Annotated in this window: 21 protein-coding genes and 2 pseudogenes; 8 read left to right on the forward strand and 15 right to left on the reverse strand. The window is 61.0% G+C overall.

Going from position 1 to position 19,647, the window contains the following annotated elements; all coding sequences use genetic code 11:
• Positions 1-22: 22 nt before the first annotated feature.
• A complete protein-coding gene (locus tag RLEG4DRAFT_RS21590; RefSeq protein WP_037093956.1) occupies positions 23-454 on the forward strand; it encodes a hypothetical protein in 432 nt (143 codons plus the stop codon).
• 180 nt (positions 455-634) lie between these two features.
• On the forward strand, positions 635-883 hold the full coding sequence (locus RLEG4DRAFT_RS47120; RefSeq protein WP_003579899.1) for a hypothetical protein: 249 nt from the start codon (positions 635-637) through the stop codon (positions 881-883).
• Positions 884-1,005: 122 nt separating this feature from the next.
• Here RLEG4DRAFT_RS47120 and RLEG4DRAFT_RS21595 read toward each other — a convergent pair whose 3' ends face one another.
• Positions 1,006-1,614 carry a LysE/ArgO family amino acid transporter gene (locus tag RLEG4DRAFT_RS21595; protein ID WP_003579900.1) on the reverse strand — a complete coding sequence of 203 codons (609 nt, stop codon included), beginning with the start codon at positions 1,612-1,614 and terminating at the stop codon, positions 1,006-1,008.
• A gap of 99 nt (positions 1,615-1,713) precedes the next feature.
• Here RLEG4DRAFT_RS21595 and RLEG4DRAFT_RS21600 point away from each other — a divergent pair, with 99 nt between their 5' ends.
• Positions 1,714-2,640 carry a LysR family transcriptional regulator ArgP gene (locus RLEG4DRAFT_RS21600; protein ID WP_003579901.1) on the forward strand — a complete coding sequence of 309 codons (927 nt, stop codon included), beginning with the start codon at positions 1,714-1,716 and terminating at the stop codon, positions 2,638-2,640.
• Between the two features lie 38 nt (positions 2,641-2,678).
• Here the strand turns inward: RLEG4DRAFT_RS21600 and RLEG4DRAFT_RS21605 are convergent, their stop codons facing one another.
• Entirely contained in the window at positions 2,679-3,023 is a 345-nt protein-coding gene (locus RLEG4DRAFT_RS21605; RefSeq protein ID WP_037093958.1) for a hypothetical protein, read from the reverse strand.
• A 138-nt stretch (positions 3,024-3,161) separates the two neighbouring features.
• Positions 3,162-3,644 (reverse strand): transcription elongation factor GreA, encoded by a 483-nt coding sequence (gene greA / locus RLEG4DRAFT_RS21610; RefSeq protein ID WP_003579903.1) that lies wholly within the window; start codon positions 3,642-3,644, stop codon positions 3,162-3,164.
• A gap of 210 nt (positions 3,645-3,854) precedes the next feature.
• Between greA and RLEG4DRAFT_RS21615 the strand changes: the two genes are divergently transcribed.
• Positions 3,855-4,574, forward strand: a complete 720-nt coding sequence (locus RLEG4DRAFT_RS21615; protein ID WP_003579904.1) for an MgtC/SapB family protein — start codon at positions 3,855-3,857, stop codon at positions 4,572-4,574.
• A gap of 37 nt (positions 4,575-4,611) precedes the next feature.
• Here the strand turns inward: RLEG4DRAFT_RS21615 and RLEG4DRAFT_RS21620 are convergent, their stop codons facing one another.
• From RLEG4DRAFT_RS21620 to RLEG4DRAFT_RS21630, 3 genes are read right to left on the reverse strand one after another with little or no spacing between them, the layout of a single operon-like run.
• Positions 4,612-4,797, reverse strand: coding sequence for a DUF3008 family protein (locus RLEG4DRAFT_RS21620; RefSeq protein WP_003579905.1), 186 nt, complete (start codon positions 4,795-4,797; stop codon positions 4,612-4,614).
• Between the two features lie 32 nt (positions 4,798-4,829).
• Entirely contained in the window at positions 4,830-5,039 is a 210-nt protein-coding gene (locus tag RLEG4DRAFT_RS21625) for a DUF2945 domain-containing protein (protein ID WP_003579907.1), read from the reverse strand.
• Between the two features lie 52 nt (positions 5,040-5,091).
• Positions 5,092-5,325: a DUF2171 domain-containing protein gene (locus RLEG4DRAFT_RS21630; RefSeq protein WP_003579909.1), complete on the reverse strand. Its 234-nt coding sequence runs from the start codon at positions 5,323-5,325 to the stop codon at positions 5,092-5,094.
• 280 nt (positions 5,326-5,605) lie between these two features.
• Between RLEG4DRAFT_RS21630 and RLEG4DRAFT_RS21635 the strand changes: the two genes are divergently transcribed.
• Together RLEG4DRAFT_RS21635 and RLEG4DRAFT_RS21640 are read left to right on the forward strand one after the other, a co-directional pair.
• The gene (locus RLEG4DRAFT_RS21635) at positions 5,606-5,806 is read left to right on the forward strand and encodes a hypothetical protein (protein WP_003579911.1); all 201 of its coding nucleotides are present in this window, start codon (positions 5,606-5,608) and stop codon (positions 5,804-5,806) included.
• Positions 5,807-6,100: 294 nt separating this feature from the next.
• Positions 6,101-7,120 (forward strand): GlxA family transcriptional regulator, encoded by a 1,020-nt coding sequence (locus tag RLEG4DRAFT_RS21640; RefSeq protein ID WP_003579912.1) that lies wholly within the window; start codon positions 6,101-6,103, stop codon positions 7,118-7,120.
• A gap of 59 nt (positions 7,121-7,179) precedes the next feature.
• On the opposite strand, the gene RLEG4DRAFT_RS21645 is transcribed toward RLEG4DRAFT_RS21640, so the two are convergent.
• Positions 7,180-8,511, reverse strand: coding sequence for a diguanylate cyclase (locus tag RLEG4DRAFT_RS21645; RefSeq protein ID WP_003579914.1), 1,332 nt, complete (start codon positions 8,509-8,511; stop codon positions 7,180-7,182).
• A gap of 186 nt (positions 8,512-8,697) precedes the next feature.
• Positions 8,698-9,528, reverse strand: coding sequence for a response regulator (locus RLEG4DRAFT_RS21650; protein WP_003564302.1), 831 nt, complete (start codon positions 9,526-9,528; stop codon positions 8,698-8,700).
• A 316-nt stretch (positions 9,529-9,844) separates the two neighbouring features.
• Between RLEG4DRAFT_RS21650 and RLEG4DRAFT_RS21655 the strand changes: the two are divergent.
• Positions 9,845-10,826 (forward strand): annotated as a pseudogene (locus RLEG4DRAFT_RS21655) (squalene cyclase).
• Here RLEG4DRAFT_RS21655 and RLEG4DRAFT_RS21660 read toward each other — a convergent pair.
• Positions 10,812-11,423: a TetR/AcrR family transcriptional regulator gene (locus tag RLEG4DRAFT_RS21660; protein WP_003579917.1), complete on the reverse strand. Its 612-nt coding sequence runs from the start codon at positions 11,421-11,423 to the stop codon at positions 10,812-10,814. The pseudogene RLEG4DRAFT_RS21655 and the gene RLEG4DRAFT_RS21660 overlap by 15 nt on opposite strands.
• Positions 11,424-11,433: 10 nt before the next feature.
• The gene (locus tag RLEG4DRAFT_RS21665) at positions 11,434-11,943 is read right to left on the reverse strand and encodes a DinB family protein (RefSeq protein WP_003579919.1); all 510 of its coding nucleotides are present in this window, start codon (positions 11,941-11,943) and stop codon (positions 11,434-11,436) included.
• Positions 11,944-12,169: 226 nt separating this feature from the next.
• Between RLEG4DRAFT_RS21665 and RLEG4DRAFT_RS21670 the strand changes: the two are divergent.
• Positions 12,170-12,681: pseudogene (locus RLEG4DRAFT_RS21670) on the forward strand (arsenate reductase ArsC); the annotation flags it as partial.
• Positions 12,682-12,806: 125 nt separating this feature from the next.
• Here RLEG4DRAFT_RS21670 and RLEG4DRAFT_RS21675 read toward each other — a convergent pair.
• The 5 genes from RLEG4DRAFT_RS21675 to RLEG4DRAFT_RS21695 all read right to left on the reverse strand — a co-directional run bounded on the left by RLEG4DRAFT_RS21675 (position 12,807) and on the right by RLEG4DRAFT_RS21695 (position 19,406).
• A complete protein-coding gene (locus RLEG4DRAFT_RS21675) occupies positions 12,807-13,073 on the reverse strand; it encodes a hypothetical protein (protein ID WP_003579923.1) in 267 nt (88 codons plus the stop codon).
• 112 nt (positions 13,074-13,185) lie between these two features.
• Positions 13,186-15,720 carry a mechanosensitive ion channel family protein gene (locus tag RLEG4DRAFT_RS21680; RefSeq protein ID WP_003579925.1) on the reverse strand — a complete coding sequence of 845 codons (2,535 nt, stop codon included), beginning with the start codon at positions 15,718-15,720 and terminating at the stop codon, positions 13,186-13,188.
• A 90-nt stretch (positions 15,721-15,810) separates the two neighbouring features.
• The gene (locus tag RLEG4DRAFT_RS21685; protein ID WP_003579926.1) at positions 15,811-16,359 is read right to left on the reverse strand and encodes a DUF924 family protein; all 549 of its coding nucleotides are present in this window, start codon (positions 16,357-16,359) and stop codon (positions 15,811-15,813) included.
• 266 nt (positions 16,360-16,625) lie between these two features.
• Positions 16,626-17,690, reverse strand: coding sequence for a sensor histidine kinase (locus RLEG4DRAFT_RS21690; RefSeq protein ID WP_003579927.1), 1,065 nt, complete (start codon positions 17,688-17,690; stop codon positions 16,626-16,628).
• A gap of 270 nt (positions 17,691-17,960) precedes the next feature.
• Positions 17,961-19,406, reverse strand: coding sequence for an MFS transporter (locus RLEG4DRAFT_RS21695; RefSeq protein ID WP_003579928.1), 1,446 nt, complete (start codon positions 19,404-19,406; stop codon positions 17,961-17,963).
• Positions 19,407-19,647: the final 241 nt, after the last annotated feature.

Below are 19,647 nucleotides of genomic sequence, written 5' to 3' on the forward strand. Positions count from 1 at the left end.
GTTACTACCACGCCCGGTTCCCATGAATATTCTCAAATTGTCAGCGTCTGCGGGCGTATTCATGTTGGTCTCCTTTGCTCACACATTCTCCGCTGAGATCAACGGTATTGAAATATCTGTCCTAACTGGTAGTTGCAACACACTGATTGTTGGCGATGAGAATATCACCAATTTATGCGCAGTAATCCTGGTCATCACTTCCTACCCGAGCGGCAGGCGTGGCTTCTATTTTCAAACGACTGACGAAAAGGCCTTCGCATTTTCCGGCATTCATCACGCCACACCACTTGGAGGGGTGTACCTGACCAATATCGATATATTCCTGGTTAATCTCAAGCCCCAAGCGGACACAGCGAGCTTGTCACATGCCAAAGGCTATTGCACCTACGAAGACTTCCGAGGCCGCCATCCCGTCAGTGTAAAATGCTCGGAAAAACAGAGGATGGCCGCCTAGTCACCGGAGCGTTTACGTCGGATGGAATTCCGCCGAATTAGAAAAATCATGGCCGTTAGATACCGAGGCCCGACTTCGCAGGTTCATTTTTTCTGATTTATAATGCCATATCATTTCATTTGATTGAACCTAAAGCCCGCCCCATAGTCTCCCTATCGGAAACAGCAAAGGAGGCTCGACATGGCGCAGAAAAGCACCTGGAATATCCTAGAGGCCCTGTCCGCATTCAAATCGCGCCGGCTCAGGGATGCGAATCACGAACATGCAATGCGGGAATTGAAGCGATTTCCGTCGCATCTGCTGGCCGATTGTCAGGGTGAAATGGACTTGCCCCTCCTGCGAGGGGCAACCAGACCCAAGCGGATTAGGATAGTGGAATCACCTGTCGCGCATAAGGCAGGGCCCTTGGCTGTCCCGCGGCCTGCTTAATTGCCGCTCGACCTCAGCCACACCGCCCGGCCGATCGGCCTCACCCTGTGCGTCAACTGGATGCCACACAGGCGCGAAAGTACTATTCCTGCAGCTCGTCTCGTCCAATCTCAAAACGTCCGTTACATCCCGCCCAGCAGCTTAAACGCGATGATCCACATGGTGAAAGCGACGAGCGTTTCCAGCATCCGCCAGGACGAAGGCCTCGAGAAAATCGGCCGCAGCCATGTCGCGCCATATCCGAGGGAAAAGAAGAACAGAAAAGAACCTGTCACCGCGCCTGCGGCGAACGAAGCCTGCTGTCCCGGATAACGCGTCGAGATCGTGCCGAGCAGCACGACCGTATCGAGATAGACATGTGGATTTAGCCAGGTGAGCGCGAGGCAGGTTGCGAGCGTCTGCCGAAAGCTCGCTGTCTTGGCCTCCGCCGCAGTCAGGGTAGCGGAGGACCGAAAGGCGGAATAGAGGCTTTTCGCGCCATACCAGGCGAGAAACGCCGCTCCTCCATAACGCATGAGCGGGTCGAGCCAGGGCATGAACCTGGCGATCTGCTGCAGGCTGGTCACGCCGAGCACGATCAGCGCGGCATCCGACAACGCGCAGGCGAGGCAGACGGCGAAGACATGCTCGTTGCGCAGACCCTGGCGGAGGATGAAAGCGTTCTGCGCGCCGATCGCAATGATCAGACTGAGGCCCATCATCAGGCCGGTGACATAGATCGAAAAATTCATCGCCTTGGCAACGCCCCTCACTTCGGTGGTGGGTGGGTATCGCCCTTGTTCGAATTAGGCTAGTTAATCTGACTTACCCGAATTAAGTGAAACTAATCCATGCTCGACTATCCCGCTCTCCGAGCCGTCGCAACCATTGTCCAGACAGGCAGCTTCGAAAGGGCTGCGACGGTGCTGAACGTCACCCCTTCGGCCATTTCGCAGCGGGTGAAACAGCTCGAAGAGCGTCTCGGCACCGTCCTCATCGTCAGAGGCACTCCCTGCACTGCAACCGAAAAGGGAGAATGGCTCTGTCGCCATATGGAGAATGTCGGCATGCTTGAAGCCGAACTCTTCGGCCACCTGCCGGCTCTCGTCGATCCCGACGATCCGCGCCAAAGGGTGACGCTGCAGATCGCGACGAACGCCGACAGCCTCGGAACGTGGTTCGTGGAGGCGATGTCGAATTTCGCCAGGAATTCTTCGCATCTGCTGAACATCGCCGTCGACGACCAGGACCACACCGCCGATTGGCTGCAGCGCGGACGGGTGATCGCCGCCGTCACCAGCCTGGAGAAACCGGTTCGCGGATGCCGGCGGTTTGCCCTCGGCGTCCTGCGCTATCAGGCCACGGCAACGCCCGACTTCGTCGCCCGCCACTTTCCGGGCGGCGTGACCGCCGAGGCCATCCGCAACGCCTCGGCTCTGACCTTCAACCAGAAAGACAGGCTGCAGAGCAGTTGGATACGCAGCGTGTTCGGACGCGATCTCGACTATCCCACCCACTGGCTGCCGTCGCCGCAAAGTTTCGTCGAGGCGAGCGTCTCGGGCATGGGATGGGGAATGAACCCGACCCAGCTGACCCGCGAACATCTTGCATCGGGAAGACTGGTGGAACTGGTTCCCGACACACCGCTCGATGTGCCGCTATACTGGCAAATAAACCGCCTCGCCGCCGATCGGCTGGCGGAGCTGACGCGCGAAGTCATCAAGGTGGCCAAGCGTAAGCTCAGACCGGCGGATCACACTGGTTCGCCAAACCCGTGATGTCGGCGGCCGGACCGACTACTCCGGAACAGATGCGATCACACATAGGCCGCGCGGCCGCCGAATTCGCTGGTTTCGTCGAAATTCTTCGTGCCGATGCGCTCGCTTTCGCCGGAGAGCTCCTGCGGCGCCTCGGCGGCGGGCGTCGATGAGGCAGCAGTCTTGCTGCTCTCGGACGCTTCGAGCTTGGCAATCTTGGCTTCCAGCGTCTCGATGGATTTCTCGATCGTCGCCTTCTCTTTCTCGTCCTGTGTCTGCGACAGGGCTGCCTGCTTTTCGGCAAGCTGCGCCTGTAGAGAAGCCAGTTGATCCGATGGGGAGGACGAAGTTGAAGCGGCTGAACTCAAAATGGTGGATGCAGAACTGGAAATTGCGCTGACCATAAGCGTGACTTTCGATGATGGGATATCATCTTCTAGGTCACGAATGGTAAATGCCCGATAAATAAGGTACCAATAGGTACCATTTTTACGGCGATGATTGCATGTGTCCGAACCCGGCGCCATTCGGACTGTCGCGTCCTATGCGATAGCGATGATCTCCAGCTCCTGGCCGCCCGTTTCCACCACCTCGCCGACTGCCTTGCCCATCAGCAACCGCGCCACCGGAGACACATAGGAAATCGATCCGGCCCTGGGATCGGCTTCGTCCTCGCCGACGATCCGATAGGTCTGCACGCGCCCATCGTCACGGCCGAACGTCACCGTGCTGCCGAAGGCGACGGTGTCGGTTGACGTCGGATCAGGCATGATCTGGGCAGTGCGCAGCCTTGCCTGGAGGTAGCGCAGGTCGCGCAAGGGACCCGCCGCCTGCCGCCGTCGTTCGTTCACGTCTTCGATGGTGCTCGCCGCATCATAGGCCTCGCGCGCCTGTTGGAACTGTAATTCCAGGGCCCTCAACCCCGCTTCCGTCACCAGGTTCAGATGCGGCGAAACCGGACGATCGGGCAGCAGGGTTTCCGAAGCAGTTTCGAAACTCTCTTCCTTGGTGAAGGCGACGGCCAATTCTATACTCCGTTTTGGGGGCATGGCCCTTTGGTAAACCCTACATACACCGGCTGCAGCCGAACCGCCAATCTTGACCTGTCGGCGGCGACGCCGGCAACGGGGAACGTCCTGCGCTACATGGCGTTTAGACCCCTGATGCATCGAGACTAAGGAGGATCGCATGCCCGGCGAGCAGCGGAAAGGCCGCGACGAAGTCTGGAGCGAGACATGCCTTCATTCCTGACCGACGCCATGCCGCTGACGCCGAGCTGGTGGGATATCGCCGCCCGCATCGCAATGACGGTGGTTGCCGGCGGTCTCATCGGCCTCGATCGCGAGCGCGGCGGCCACGCCGCGGGCTTCAGGACCACCATCCTGGTGGCGCTCGCAGCCTGCATCGCGATGGTCCAGGCAAATCTGCTTCTCTCGACCTACGGCAAAACGCTGAGTTTTTTCACGCAGATGGACGTGCTGCGCTTTCCCCTCGGCGTCCTCACAGGCGTCGGCTTCATCGGCGGCGGAGCAATCCTCAGGCGCGGCGACATGATGACCGGCGTCACCACCGCGGCAACCCTATGGTTCATGACGGTGGTCGGCCTCTGCTTCGGCGGCGGTCAGATCGTCACCGGGACGGCGGCGACCGTGATCGCCTTCATCGTGCTGTCGCCGCTGAAACGTCTGGACACCTGGCTGCGCTGCGAACGAAAGGCAACGCTCGTCGTCTACGGCTCGAATTCCGATATTCCCGACTTGTCGAATGTGCTGGAAGCTCTCGAATGCAGCGCATTTTTCGTCTCGCTGGGACAGACCGGAGATGGCCGGATCGGGGTGACGTTCGAATTGCGCTGGCTGGCGAAAGATCAGGATGCGTCCGCACGCGCAATCCTTTTTGCGGTCTCCGAGACGCGCGAGGTCGCGAATTTCTCGATGCATTCGACGACGACGTGAACCGGACGGGCCGCCGTCGCGGCCCCTGTTCTTCGGCCTATTTGGAGGCGTGCTCCGGTTTCCCCTTTCTTTTGGTGGATGCGAACTCCTCGAGTTGCTTCTCGCTCATGGATTCCTCCATCTGCTTCGAAGCACCTTTGAGTTCCTTCTTGGGCGTCTCACCGCGCTTGGCCGAGAGTGCGGCACCCGCCGCCTTCTGCTGCGCCTTGGACTTGGCTGGCATATCGATCTCCTTTTCGTTGGGATCAGCCGCCCTCAACGCTTCCTGAGTTCATCTGGCTTGTGTGCGGCGCGTTTTCCCGATTTGTCGCTCTCGACGATATATTGCGGTTCCGCCACCGACGCCTTCACCTTCTGACCTTTGATCTTCGTTGGGCTGGTCTGCTTCTTCACCACTCTGCCCTCGGTTTCTCCCTGGCTGGTATCCCAGCTCACTTCGTCACCCGTTTTCAACTGCTTGGACATGTAGGCCCCTTGCGGCGAGGAGGCTGCGGCATAGGCCGCAGCCGACCGCTCGTCAGTTGATGGTGGCCCACTGGCTGCGAACATCCCTGGCGTTCTTCGACAGGTGAACATGTGCATCGACGTGATCGACCCAATCGATCGGGATCAGGTGGTGCTTGCCGTCTTCCGAGTCGGTCTTCGTCAGCTTGATGCGGGTGGGACCGTCGAGATGATCGACCGTCCCCATATGGGTGCCGTCGGCAGCCCGCACTTCCATATGTTCTTGGATCTGGTCTGCGGAAATCATCGTTTCCTCCTTTGCGTCATTGTCAGCTACGAAACGGCAACGACGTGGCGCGGACTTGGTTCCGATGCTTCTTGCCGCAGCGAATTATCGTGGCCGGGACCGGGCTCGAGATGCCACCCGACTGCCCGGCAAAGGCGCAGCGATCATTCAATATCTCTGATGTTATCCATAAGCTCTATTCGTTTGAATGATGAGTTCCCGAGGCCCATATTAGGATCGTGGACATGGACGAACCTCCCATCAACGACCATGCCCCTGACCCTTAGAAAGGAACCGGACAATGACCACGCTCACCTATCGCGGTGGCGGCAAGCCCCTCACCTCCGGCCACGGCCATTTCGATCTGACGCATTATGCCCGCAGGCTTGTGCTCGCCTGGACACGCTGGCAGACCGCCCGTGAGATCGAAGCCATGCCCTTCGACATCCGCAAGGACATCGGCTGGCCGAGCGCGGACGATAACAAACACCGGACCGTATAATGAATGCGACATTCCTCCCGAGATGAGGGCGGCGTTTGCATCACGCAACGCCGCCTTTTTCTTGGTCTGAGCGTCCCTTCTGCGGCCGTTGTCGGCCTTGAATTTCAGTCGCCAATCAGCTTGTTCTTTGCCAAACCCGCGGCCATTCCGGCGGCTTGACCAGTCAAATCGCGGTCAATGTCGCATATTTGCTCTTCCCGGCCGCATTTTTCCATGCCAGTGTCGCTTTCAGGACATCAGCGCGACGCATTCCGCGCAACCAATACGCATCGCCCCTCGAGCATGGATTTCGCTATGAACAGGATGCAGATCAAGAAGCGTTCACTGGTCTTCTTTATGGTACCGCAATTCACCATGCTCCCCTTCTCGGCGGCCGTGGACACGTTGCGTATCGCCAATCGCATGCTCGGCTACCAGGCCTATACCTGGCGGCTTGCCTCCCTCGACGGGGAAAAGGTCTATTCCTCCTGCGGCATTGGCGTCGAGGCTAATTCCTCGCTCGCCGAAGAGCGCCGCCATCTCGGTGGCGAAAACCGGCCGGGCATGGTGCTCGTCTGTTCCGGCATCGATGTCGAGCAGTTCAATAACAAATCGGTCAATGCCTGGCTGCGCGAATGCTACAATCGCGGCGTTGCAGTCGGCAGCCTCTGTACGGGCGCGCATGTGCTGGCTCAGGCCGGGCTCCTCAACGGCAAGCGCTGCGCCATCCACTGGGAAAACCTGCCGGGCTTCTCCGAAGCCTTTCCGCAGGCCGAGGTCTATGCCGATCTCTATGAGATCGACGGCAATCTCTATACCTGCGCCGGCGGCACCGCCTCGCTCGACATGATGCTGAACCTCGTCGGCGAGGATTTCGGCGAAAGCCTCGTCAACCGCATCTGCGAGCAGCACCTGACCGACCGCGTGCGCAACCCGCACGACCGCCAGCGCCTGCCGCTGCGCGCCCGCCTCGGCGTGCAGAACGCCAAGGTGCTATCGATCATCGAACTGATGGAAGGCAATCTGGCCGAGCCGCTGTCGCTGATCGAGATCGCCGACGGCGCCGGCCTTTCCCGCCGCCAGATCGAACGGCTGTTCCGCCAGGAGATGGGCCGCTCACCCGCCCGCTACTATCTGGAAATCCGCCTCGACCGCGCCCGCCACCTGCTGGTGCAGTCCTCGATGCCCGTCGTCGAAGTCGCGGTCGCCTGCGGCTTCGTCTCGGCTTCGCATTTCTCAAAGTGTTATCGCGAACTCTACCATCGCTCGCCGCAGCAGGAGCGCGCCGAGCGCAAGATGACTATGGCGACGGCAAGGCAGGCGGTCGCGGCCTAAGGGTTTGAAAGCAAGAGTGCGCCGCCTGAAGTGAAAGGGCGGCGGCTCGCCCGAACGCTCTACTGCGCCGCTTCTTCCGTCATCCTGGCGTCGGAATAGACCTGGTTGCGGCCTCTATGCTTGGCCATGTAGAGGAATTGGTCGGCGGCATTGAGGTAGTTCTCGAAGGTCTCGTAGCCGCCGATCTCGGCGATGCCGATCGAAATCGTGACGCCGAGTTCCTCGTCGTCGGCGGTGACCTTCAGCCGGGAAATGTCCGAGCGGATCTCGTCGCAGAGCTTGGTTGCGGCGAGGGAATCCATCTGCGGGAAGAGGATGGCGAATTCTTCGCCGCCCAGCCGCGAGAGAAGATTGTCGCTGCCTTCGAAGATCGTGAACAGTCTGTTTGCGACAGCCTTCAGCACCTTGTCGCCGATCTCGTGGCCATAGGTATCATTCAGCCGCTTGAAATGATCGATATCGAGAATGGCCACCGAACTCGGCACTTTCAGCCGCAGACACTCGTTCACCAGCTTCGGGCCGTTGTCGTAAAAATAGCGGCGGTTATAGAGGCCGGTCAGGTAGTCGCAGGCCGCCGCCGCCCTCAGCTGCCGCATCTGCGTCAGCGTTTCGGCATTGTTGGCGATGCGGCATTGCAGTTCCTCGGCGACGAAGGGCCGGTAGACGAAATCGCTGGCACCGGCCTTGAGAAAACTCGCAGACAGCATGCGGTCGCTGGAGGAGGAAACACCGATGACGCGCAGCCGATCCGAACCGAAGCGATGGCGGATGCGCCGCGTCAGCTCGTAGCCGCTCATATCGGGCATGTTGTGGTCGGTGACCACGAGTTCGATATCGGTGTAGGCTTCGAGTGCTGCCAGCGCCTCGAGCCCCGAGCTTGCCTCGATGACCAGATATTGCTGTGCCTTCAAGAGGTCGACGAGCACCTGGCGCGCCGAGGCGACGTCGTCGACGACCAGCACCCGCGTCTTGCGGTTGGAGATCGCCCGCCGGACAGTGGAGACCAGGTTGTCGAGCGCGAATTCATTGTCCTTGAGGACATAATCGATGACATTGCGCTCCATGATCTTGTTGCGCGTGTTGAGATCGAATGTCGCGGTGAAGACGATCGCCGGGATATCGTGCTCGATCGTGCAGTCGAGCGCCTCGCCATAGGGCGAATCCGGCAGGTTGAGATCGACGACGGCTATGGTGTAGCCGTGACCTTCCTCGGCAAGTTCTTCGCGAAGCGCCTTCAGCGACGGGCAGGATTTGACTGCAAGGCCGAGTTCCGTCTGGAACCGATGACAGAGCACGGCGGAAAACATCCGGGAATCCTCAACCAGAAGTAGCTTAAGCCCGCCGGAGCGCAGCCCGATGCCATCTCGCTGAAAATCCGCTTGAAAAGCCACAGCCGCTACTCCCCCATGCGCCCTCTGGCCTCGACTCGGCCCTCTCCCCGGCGGGGCGGACGATAACCGAGAGGCCTGCGCGCGTGAAGGGGACAAATGACGGCGTTACTTATAATTGCAGAAATTCGATAACGGCCTACGACCGTCATCTCCGCCCCCCTGGCGAAGCCGATACTGGAAGGGCCGTCAGGCAACCGCCCGCTCCCTGCGCATCGACTGGATTTGCAAGAGCGTATCGAGGTTCTGGTTGACGCGGCAGTAGAACTCCTCGTCGATGAAGGGGCGCAGCATGAAGTCATTGCCGCCCGCCTTCAGGAACCGCGCCGAAAGCAACCGGTTCGAGGAGGAGGAAACGCCGATGATGCGCAGCTCGTGCGAACCGATGTTGGAGCGGATGCGCCGCGTCAGCTCGAAGCCGTCGATGTCGGGCATGTTGTAGTCGGTGATCATCAGGCCGATATCGCGGTTGGCTTTCAGGATCTCCAGGGCCTTGGCGCCGTTCTCGGCGACGCTGACGCGGAAATTATAACGCTTCAGCCGGCTCGACAGCAGGGCGCGCGCCGTCGCGCTATCGTCGACGATCAGCACGTGATGGCGGTGGTTGGTCAGGAACCGGCAGATCGATTCCGCCAGAAGGTCGACGGCGAAGATATTGTCCTTGAGGATATAGTCGACAATGTCCTTGGCCATCAGCTTGTCGCGCATGCCTTCCTGGAAGGTGCCGGTGAAGACGATAGTCGGGATCGAGAGGTCGACCAGATATTCGAGCGCTTCGCCGTTTTCGGCACCCGGCAGGTTGATGTTCGAGATCGCCAGGGTGATCGGCTCGGAAGACTTGTCGTAGGAATACTGCAGATCCTCGAAGCTGCGGCAGATCTCGACCTCAATGTCGAACAGCTCCTTCAGGCGTTTGCTGATCATCGAGGTGAATACGTTGGAATCTTCCGCGACAAGAATACGCGCGCCGGCAAACATCTCCCCGGAATATTGCATCCCCGAAATACCTAGAAACGCCATAGCAAACCTTTGATGTAAAATCTGTCCCCGGATCAATTTGGTACATCAATTGATTTGAGTAATTATTAATCGGCCCGCCGGGATATGAAACGAAGAAGCGGCTCGATGGCACCGCCTCCGATTTCTTGCAGATATGATTAAGAAATCAGGCGCGAAGCGCCGCATTCTCGGCCATCGATCGGCTTTCGCCGAAAACCGTCGCATGACAGGCCGTGCCGAGGATCTTGATCTTCAGCCCCGCCGGCCCTCGACTGGCAGAGATTAGACGAAGCGATTATAAACGAGCGATCGACCCGACCCCGCTGAGGTTCGCCCCATGACCCATTCCGACCCAGTGATCGAATGGCTCCTCGACTCCGATCCCTCGATCCGCTGGCAGGTGATGCGCGACCTGCTCGACCTGCCCGCGCGGGAATGGATGACCGAGCGGGCCAGGGTGGAGAGCGATGGCTGGGGCGCCAGGCTGCTCTCCTGCCAGGATGCGGACGGACAATGGGCGGGCGGTGCCTTCATCCCCGTCGGTTTCGACGAGCAGCAGTGGCGTGAGCATGGCCAGCCCTGGACGGCCACGAGTTTTTCGCTCTCGCAACTCAGGGAATTCGGTCTCGATCCATCCTCCGAGCGGGCGAAACGCACCGTCGAACTGATCGGCGCCAACGCCCGCTGGGAGGAAGGCGGCCAGCCGTTCTGGCAAGGCGAAGTCGAAGAGTGCATCAACGGCCGGACCGTTGCCGACGGCGCTTATTTCGGCATCGACGTCTCCCCCATCGTCGACAGGCTGACCAGCGAGCGTCTTGAGGACGGCGGTTGGAACTGCGAGAGGATCAACGGCTCTCACCGCTCGTCTTTCGCCAGCACCATCAATGTGCTGGAAGGCCTGCTGGAATTCGAGAGATCGACCGGCGGCACGCCGCAATCCCGAGAGGCGCGTAGAACGGGCGAAGAGTTCCTGCTCGAGCGCCACCTCTTCCGGCGTCTCGCCACCGGCGAGCCGGCCGACAAAAATTTCCTGCAGTTCCTGCACCCGAACCGCTGGCGCTACGACGTTCTGCGCGCCCTCGATTATTTCCGCGCCAGCGCCGTCCTGACCGCCGCCGCTCCCGATCCCCGCCTCGGTGAGGCGATCGACTATCCGCTCCCGGCGCCTTCAGGACGGTCGCTGGGCACTCGACTGGAGCCTGTCGGGGCGTGTGTGGTTCCAAGTCGACGACGGACATGGCGAGCCCTCGCGATGGATCACGCTCCGCGCGATGCGGGCGCTCAAATGGTGGGACGGTCAGCTCTCAATCGATACCTGACGCCAAGCCCAGCGCGCGCAGGAAATGCGTCTCGATCTTGCGCAGCAATTCGGCGCGATCAGCGGGTGTTTCGTCGATGGGCTGATTGACCACGCCGTGCAGGGCATTGAACAGAAACACTGCCGTAAAGCCGGGGTCATCGACCGACCAAGCTTTTCCAGCTGCCCCGGCGGCAAGCAGTTCGCTCAGATGGTCTATCAGGATGTTGCGTGAAAGCCCTTCCCGCGTTGCGGGGGCTGTCGCCACGAAGACGAGATGATGCAGTCCGCCCGCGTCGAGATAACCCGTGGCGCACGCAGTCGACCACGCGGCGAGCTTGCCGCGCCAATCCTGGCCCTTCCTGCTTTCGACCGCCGCGACGATGCCATCCAGCACACCCTGCACGAAACGAGCGCGTAGCCCTTCCAGAACATCGGCCTTCGAAGAGAAGTGCAGGTAGAACGTGCCCTTGGCGACCCCTGCTCCCGTAGTGATCTCCTCGATCGTGGTCTGCTCCAGACCATTCTGCAGAAACAGCCATTCGGCCGAGGCCATGAGCTCGTCACGCCGCTCTTCGGCGGGCTTGGTTCTCGGCTTTGAAACGGGGTTGTCTGACATCAGGACAGATCTACTCGTGTTGACGGCGCGCCGGGTCGGTCCTGTGCAGATAGCCGGCAAACACGTCGCGCATGGCGGTGCTCTCGATATCGGGCAGCAGACGACCGACCTCACCGCGATGATAACCGGCATGCGTCACCACATGGGCCAGCATCTCCTCGCGCGACATTCGCCCGCGCCCGCCATCGGTAAAGGTGAAATCGACGACCTCCTCCAACTCCTCGGGCGTCAGGCGTGAGGTGTAAGCCATATACCATCGGTCCGTCTCCCGGATGTCCGAAGCCAGCAGCGCCAAGGGCGGCGCCTCGCTGCTCCAGCTTGCTGCATAGGAGTGTGGCTGCCGCTGAAGATTGGCGGCGAAGATGCGGTCGACGAGATGGGCATGGTTGAGTACACGAAGAGCTGAGGAAAACGCCTCGGATCGTGCCTCCGCGCCGAGCCCGTTCAGGGCGTCGAGAAGCTCGTCGTCGGTGCTGGCTTTGTATTGAAACAGGGAGTTCAACAGGGTCTGCGCGCTCATGACGATCTCCGGGCGGTGAACGGGTGATGCCGGAATCAGGCCGGCAATCATCTCTAATTGACTGACTGATGGTCAGTCAATGCCATCTAGACGTTTCATATCGATGCACAGCGGTGCAAACGAGACCCAAGAATTGGCCCCTCCGGGCCGTGATGATATGGTGGCCGAACTCTCTCGGCTGGCCTCGGCCTAATCTGTGTACCTGCAATCAAGGAAGGGAACTGCAATGACCACAGAGCGCGTCTACAATGTGCTTTTTCTCTGCACCGCCAATTCCGCCCGCTCAATCCTCGCCGAATCCATCCTGGAGACCGAAGGCAAGGGCCGGTTCAAGGCCTATTCGGCCGGCAGCCAGCCGAAGGGCGAGGTCAACCCGCTGGCGCTGAAGGAACTGCGGGCGTTGGGTTATCCTCGGCCGGTTTCCGCTCGAAGAGCTGGGATGAATTCGCCGATCCCGACGCTCCGGAGATGGATTTCATCTTCACCGTCTGCGACACCGCCCACGGCGAAACCTGTCCGGTCTGGATCGGTCATCCGATGACGGCCCATTGGGGCATCGAGAACCCGGCCGTGGTCGAAGGCAGCGAAGTTGAGAAGGGCCGCGCCTTCGCGCAGGCCGCCCGCTTCCTTAAGAACCGGATCATGGCCTTCCTCAGCCTGCCGCTGGCCTCAATCGACAGGATGGCTCTGCAATCGCACCTGCACCAGATCGGCGCCATGGAAGGCACGTCGGCAAAACCGGCCCGGCCGGCTGATGGCTTCGTTCGATCTGCAGCGCTGCCGGAGACGCATAGGGGCGCCTTTGCCAAGGAAGACGGCAGGAAGGTCCTCGACGCCGATGGCAAGCGGATCGCCTGATCCGCCTACTTGACGACGGCCGAGCCCTTGACGATGTCGATCGTCTCGCCACCGTCGAGCCCGATACGATCCCCGTCGGGCGTCGTCATGAAACAGCCGGAGGAGCAGAGGCTTTGCGAAGCGCCGGCATCGACGACGACTTCGACGCGCTGGCCGCTCTCGGTGATGACGAGCACCACGGCGGCGGGATCGGTGTTGGTGATGGATGCCGCCTCGGCCGCGGGCGCGGCAAGCAGCGGGATAAGCAAAACGGCGGCAAACCTTGCCATCATGTGCGGCGGCGCGGACGCGCCCTCCCCTCGAACGATCGGTGCTGCCCTCGGCAGCGATCCCGATGGAGGAGATGATGCACATAGACCTGTGAATGATGGCTGAATGAGCCGTTCAGCTCTTCAAGCTGCCATCCGCCGTCCGCCCGCGCAGCTGCCGCACCGGCCGCTCCTCTTCTTCGACGGGCTTGTTCCTTGGGTCGTCCTGGCCGTCCGTCCGCTCCTTGACGGCATTGGCAAGGACGGGCGCCGCATCGCGATGGATGGTGAGATCGCTCTGCGGCAGCGGGATCTCGATGCCTTCGGCCTTGAAGCGCCGGAGGATCTCGATCCTGAGATTGTTGCGCACCGTCATGCCGTCGCCCATGTCGGCAAGGAAGAAGCGCAACTCGAAATCCAGCGAATAGGGTCCGAAGCGCAGGAACTCGACATGCGGCTCGGGATTGCGCATGACGAGCGGTATCTTGGCCGTCAGCTCCAGCAGAATGTCCATCACCTGCTGCGGATCGGCATTGTAGCTGACGGAAACCGGAATTTCCGAGCGGCCGATCTTGTTGCGGTGCGTCCAGTTGCCGACCAGGCCGTTGATCAGCTCCGAATTCGGCACGATGATCGACTGCTTGCGGAAAGTCTCGATCTCGGTGGCGCGCACCGAGATGCGTTTGACGATGCCTTCGGCCGTACCCGACACCACATGGTCGCCGACCTTGAACGGCCGCTCGACAAGCAGGATCAGGCCGGAGACGAAGTTGGAGACGATGTTCTGCAGGCCGAAACCGATGCCGACCGAGAGCGCCGAGGCGACGAGCGCGAAGCTCGACAGGTCGATACCGGCGGCCGAGACGCCGATGATCGCCGCGATGCCGACGCCGAGATAGCCGATGCCCGTCTTGACCGAATTGCGCACACCTAGATCGACATGGCTTCTTGCCATCACATTGCCGTCGAGCCAGCGCTGCAGCCAGCGCGTCAGCAGGTAGACGCCGGCAAACAGCAGGATGCCGGTGCAGATGCCGAGCAGCGAGATGCTGATGCCGCCGAGCCTCACCTCGGTAAACAGCCGGTAGGCGATAAGCTGCAGGTCCTGTATGTGGAAGCCCCACAGCAGCAGGATCAGCGGCAGGCCGACCACCAGCGCCACCGCATAGATCGCAAGGCCGACAACCAGACCCGCCTGGTCGATCGCCACCGGCCCGAGATTGAAGCGGCGCGTCAGGAAGCGCGCGAAGAAGGTATCGCCGAAGCTCTCCTGTTTTGATATCGCTTTGCCGGAAAGCAGGCCGACATACATGGTGACGACGACCGCGCCGGTGATGATGAGCTGGGTGGCGACGAAGCGCGCTAGCCCGACGTAACCCGTCAGCGCAGCGATGATCAGGCCAGCGCCGACGACGCGCAGGATGATCGCCATGCCGCGCGGCCAATGCCGGCCCGGCGCATCCGGATCGCCGTTCTTTGCCAGCATCGGCTTACCGAAGGACGCTGAGATCAAAATGATGCCGATGATCAACGCAGCGATCAGACTTCTGACCACGGTCAGCACCAGGGGCGAACCCATCGCCTCGCTGACCGTGCTGAAGAGATAGTCGAGCGCATTGACGATCGCCATCGCCAGCAGGCAGTAGCCGATCGAGCGCGCGCCGAGATTGGAAAGATGCACCAGCCGCCAGCGCGGTTCGTTTGGCGCGAAGATGGCGTTGACGAAGCGGCCGACGAAATAGACGAGCCCGATCGCCGCGAACAATGCGCCGATCACGGGCGCGATATCCGGCCGCAGCACATTGAAACCGTTGAGGAAGAAGAAGGAGGTGACGAGCAGCACCGAAAGCGCCAGCGTTCGGATCAGCGTCGACCAGAAGGCAATCGACAGACGGCCGATATAGGACGGGTTCTCGACTGCCTCGTCGCGGCGCAGATAAGAGCCGAACAGCCGGTAGCTGCCCGAAAGCAGGATGAGGGCCGAGGCGAGCGACAGGAAGATCGCCGCAAACATCGGAAAACGCTTGAATTTCCAGACGAAGGCGGCCCAGCTCGACAAGGCTTGCGAAAATTCGCTGATCTCGTGCACGAAGGCCCTTGCCGCATCATCGAGCACCGAAACGGAGATCTCGGTGCGCCTGAAAAGCGTATCGGCAAAAAGCCGCCGCCGCATCTCGATGATTTCGTTGACGAGCTTCGTCACCGTAATCGACAGGTTTTCGGCATCACCCGTCACCGCGTTGATCTGCGCCCGCTCGGCGGCGAGCGCGTTGCGCTCCTGGGTAACGATCTCGGCTTCCGGAGGCTGCCCATCCTTCGGCGGATCGCCGATCTCGGCAAGCCGGTTCTTGATCTGGTCGAAACGCGGCCTGAGATTGACCGAGATGGTGATCACGGCGCGGCTGAGCTCGTCGGCCTTGGTCGCAAGCCCGACCAGCGCATCGTCATTATCGGCATTCTGCTTGACGCCGTCCTGAAGCGCCGTCAGCTGGACTTTCGCCTTGTCGATCTCCTTCGCCGCCTGGTCGAGCGGCGTATCGGCAAGCGGCGCCTGCGCGGCCGCCGATGCCGGCGGCTCCTGTGCGAAGGCCGCAGCACCCTCGAATTGCGCGCCGGCGAGCGCCAGCGTCACGAAAAGAATGGTGCGAAGCAGGATGGACCTCAGCCGCAAAAGCGCCTCCGGAAAGGTTGTCGTCGGGATGGAATTCCAGCTTTTCCTAACAAAGAAAGGCGACAGAAAGGCGGAAGCGCCTGGAAAGGTTTAGAAGCCGGCGCCGGGTTGAGAGAGATAGTCGTATTCCACAGCCGTCGACTCCCGCCCGAGCATGACATTGCGGTGCGGAAAGCGGCCATAGGCGGCGATCACCTCGCGATGGCGGATCGCATAATCCAGATATTCCGCATCGCCGAGGGTTGTGAACAATGCCACCGAACGTTCCTGCTCGCCAAGGTCTTCGGCATGTTCGAATGGCAAGTAGAAGAAGGTGCGGCAAGCGGTCTCGACCGCCTGGTCGGCGCCGGCGGCAAGCGCGAGCTTGGCCTCCCGAAGCGCCATCCCGTCGGTGGCGAAGGCGAGCGGCGTGCCGCGATAAATGTTGCGGGAAAACTGGTCGAGCACGATGATGGCCGCGAGCCGGCTTTCGGCATCCGCCCGCCATTCGTCGCCGACACCAGCCGCAAGCGCCAGATGCGTATCGCGGAAGCCGTCGCGGATCTCGACGTCAAGCTCCGGCGGCGGGCGGAACCACAGCTCCCGGCCGCATCGGACAAACCAGAAATCGTAAACTTCCCGCGGCGTACAGATTGCCATGTTTGCTTCCCCTAGCGTTAGGCCTCTTATTTTACTTTAGTAAGTTATTGGAAAGGCCGGCGAATGGTATGTCACGAAGCCCCTCATCCGCCTGCCGGCACCTTCTCCCCGCATGCGGGGCGAAGGGGATTTGCCGCGACCTCTCCGTTCCTCGCCTACGTCTCGCGGGGCACGTCCCTCTCCCGTCAGAACGGGGAGAGGGTTAGGGTGACGGGCAGGCTTCTTGAATTATAGCCGCCATTTCGCGAATTACGGTGCGCAGAATCCTACTTCCCCTCACACAACGAAAACACCAGCGTCGCCTTCGTCCCATCATGCCCGGGGTCATAAGCAAAATCCGACTTCAAACTTGCCGCCATGGCCGTCAGGATGCGTGTACCGAGGCCGCCTCCTCGCGCAGAGTTCGACGGATCGAACCCAGCCCCATCGTCCTCGACGACGACCCTCAACGCCTCGTCCGTCTGCTCGACGAGGACGCGGATCTCGCCCGACACGTTGTCGGGATAGGCATATTTGAAGGCATTGGTTACGAGCTCGCTGACGATCAGCCCGAGCGTTATCACCTTGTCGGTGGACAGATTGACCGGCTCAGCGGTCAACACAATGCGGTGCGGCCGCTTGTCGTCGCGCATCGAGGCTTCGAGTTCGGTAAGGAGGCTGTCCAGATATTCGTCGATCTGCACCGAACCGACCTGCCGATTGGTATAGAGTCGGCGGTGCACGCTGGCGATGGCGTTGATGCGCATCTGCGTTTCGTGCAGCGCATCGATCGCCACCTGGTCCTTGGTCATCGAGGATTGCATGCGGATCAGCGCGCCGACGAGGCCGAGACTGTTGGCGATGCGGTGATTGACTTCGGAAAGCAGCATTTCGGCAACGTCGCGCTGCTGTCGGATCACCTCCTGCGCCCGCGCCGTCTCGCGGCGAAAGCGCGCCCGCTCCAGCGCCTGTTCGAGGGCGGCGGCGAGCAGGTCGAAATAATCGGCCGACATCCCCTTGAGCATGTAATCGTCGGCGCCGGCTTTCAGCGCCGCGACCGCGATGCTGGTATCGTCCGAGCCCGTCGCATAGATGACCGGCGGATGATCCGGCAATGCCGTGATGCAGGGCAGGATGTCGAGACCGGTTTCATCCGCCAAAAGATGATCAAGCACGACCGCGTCGATACCGCCCTCGCCGAGCCTGGTAAGGCCGGCAGCACCGTTCTCAGCCCATTCGACCGAAAAGCCGCGCCGGCCAAGGTTCTCCTGCATCAAGAGGGCTAGCCCCTCGTCGTCATCGATATAGAGGATGTGACTCAAAGCATCCGCATCACCGCTAGAATTGCTCATTCCGTCTCCCGGCTTTCTCTCGCAGCGACGACCGCCCGCAAGCGTCCGAGTCGTCCGCATGGCAATGTGGTATTCCATTGGCCGCCTGCGGTAAACAGCGGTTATCCCTCGCCCTTGTCGCAGGCAGCGCGGAAGAAGGAGGCCGGCATTTTCAGACCATGACTCTGGGCTGGAAGAGCATCCCATGGAAGCCGTTGAAGGAGATCGGAAACGGAAAACCTGAAATGAAATGCCGAAACGCTGAGCTGCCCGATCGGTTCCGCCGGCGGGCTAATTTTTCTGGAATTTCCGATGGCCGGATACTTCGGCCCCCGCCTCCGCCGGCAGTTGCAGGAAGCGCAGCGACGACATGAGGCCGATCGCGCCGACCACGACGAAAGCCCAGCGGAAGTCGGCAAGTACGGGATTGTCGGCGCCCCTGAGGGCCGATGCGATATTGAGCACGGCCGCTGCAACGGCGACGCCGAGCAGCATCGACACCTGCTGCAACATGCTCGACAGCGTCGAGGCCGAGCTTCGCTGCGCCGGACCGATATCGGCGAAGGCCAGCGTATTCAGCGCGGTGAACTCCATCGACCGCGACAGGCCAGCGAGAAAAAGCAGCGCATGGATGAGAAACTGCGGCGTCCCAGGCTCAAGGAAACCGCAGGCGGCGATCGAAAATGCCGCGATCAGCCCGTTCAGCACAAGCACCGTGCGAAAACCGACGAAGCGCAGAAGCGGCGTCGTCACCGTCTTCATGCCGAGATTGCCAAGGAAATAGACGAGCAGATAGGTGCCGGCGGCAATAGAACTCAGCCCGAAGCCGAGCTGGAACAACAGCGGCAGCAGGAACGGCGTCGCATTGATCGCCACCCTACAGGCGGTGCCCGCCGACAGCGTCGACATCGAGAAGGTCTGGACGCGGAAGGCCGAAAGGTCGAGCAGCGGATTGTCGACGGCGAGGAAATGCCGCGTCGCCATCACAGACAGCACGATGCCGGCTGCCAGCATCGATATGACCGGCAAAAACCCACCGTCCCATTTGACCGAAAGCTCCAGGGCGGCAAGCAGGAAGGTCAGACCCGCAGCACTCAGGACGAAGCCGGCGAAATCCAACCGGCCGGGATCGATCTCGCGCTGCTCCGGCACGAAACGCAGCACCAGTCCCATGCCGAGAATGCCGATCGGGATGTTGATGAGGAAATTCCAGTGCCAGCTGGCATAGGTGGTGATGAAGCCGCCGAGCACCGGGCCGATCACCGGCGCCGTCAGCGCCGGCCACGTGATCAGCGCGATCGCCTGGACGAGTTCGGATTTGCGGGCGTTCTTCAGCACGATGATGCGCCCGACGGGCGTCATCAGCGCGCTTCCCGCGCCCTGGACGGCGCGCCACAGCACGAATTCCGTAAGGCTGTCGGAAAGCCCGCAGAACAGCGATGCGGCGGTAAAGACGGCGATCGACATCAGGAAGATACGGCGCGCACCGAACCGGTCGCCGAGCCAGCCTGACAGCGGAATGAAGGCGGCCATCGTTAGCATGTAGACAGTGATGCCAATGCTCATCGACACCGGCTGCACGTTGAAGCTTGCCGCCATCTGCGGCAGCGAGGTCGCGACGATCGTGCCGTCGAGGATCTGCATGAAGAAGGAAACGGCAACGACCAGCGCTACGATCTTCGCCTGGCGACCGCTCGCCGCCTCTTGCCCATTCTCGCTCGTCTCTGCCGTGGTCATCGATCCGCCAATGAAAATTCCGGATGACGCGGCAGGGAAGTGGGAAAGGAAGCCGATCGGAGATTGCCGCGCGAGGGAGCGCGATTTGGAAAACCGCGCAGTGGCTGAATACGCCGGTTGCGGCCGGCCGGAAAGGCTAAATCTCGCACTGTGCAGGAAAATTCCCAATGCGGTCAGCGGCGCGACCTGAAGAAAAAGGCCCCGCCGGAGCGAGGCCAAGTTTGAACCGCTCCCGGGAAAA

The sequence above is a fragment of the Rhizobium leguminosarum bv. trifolii WSM2297 genome, from assembly GCF_000271845.1.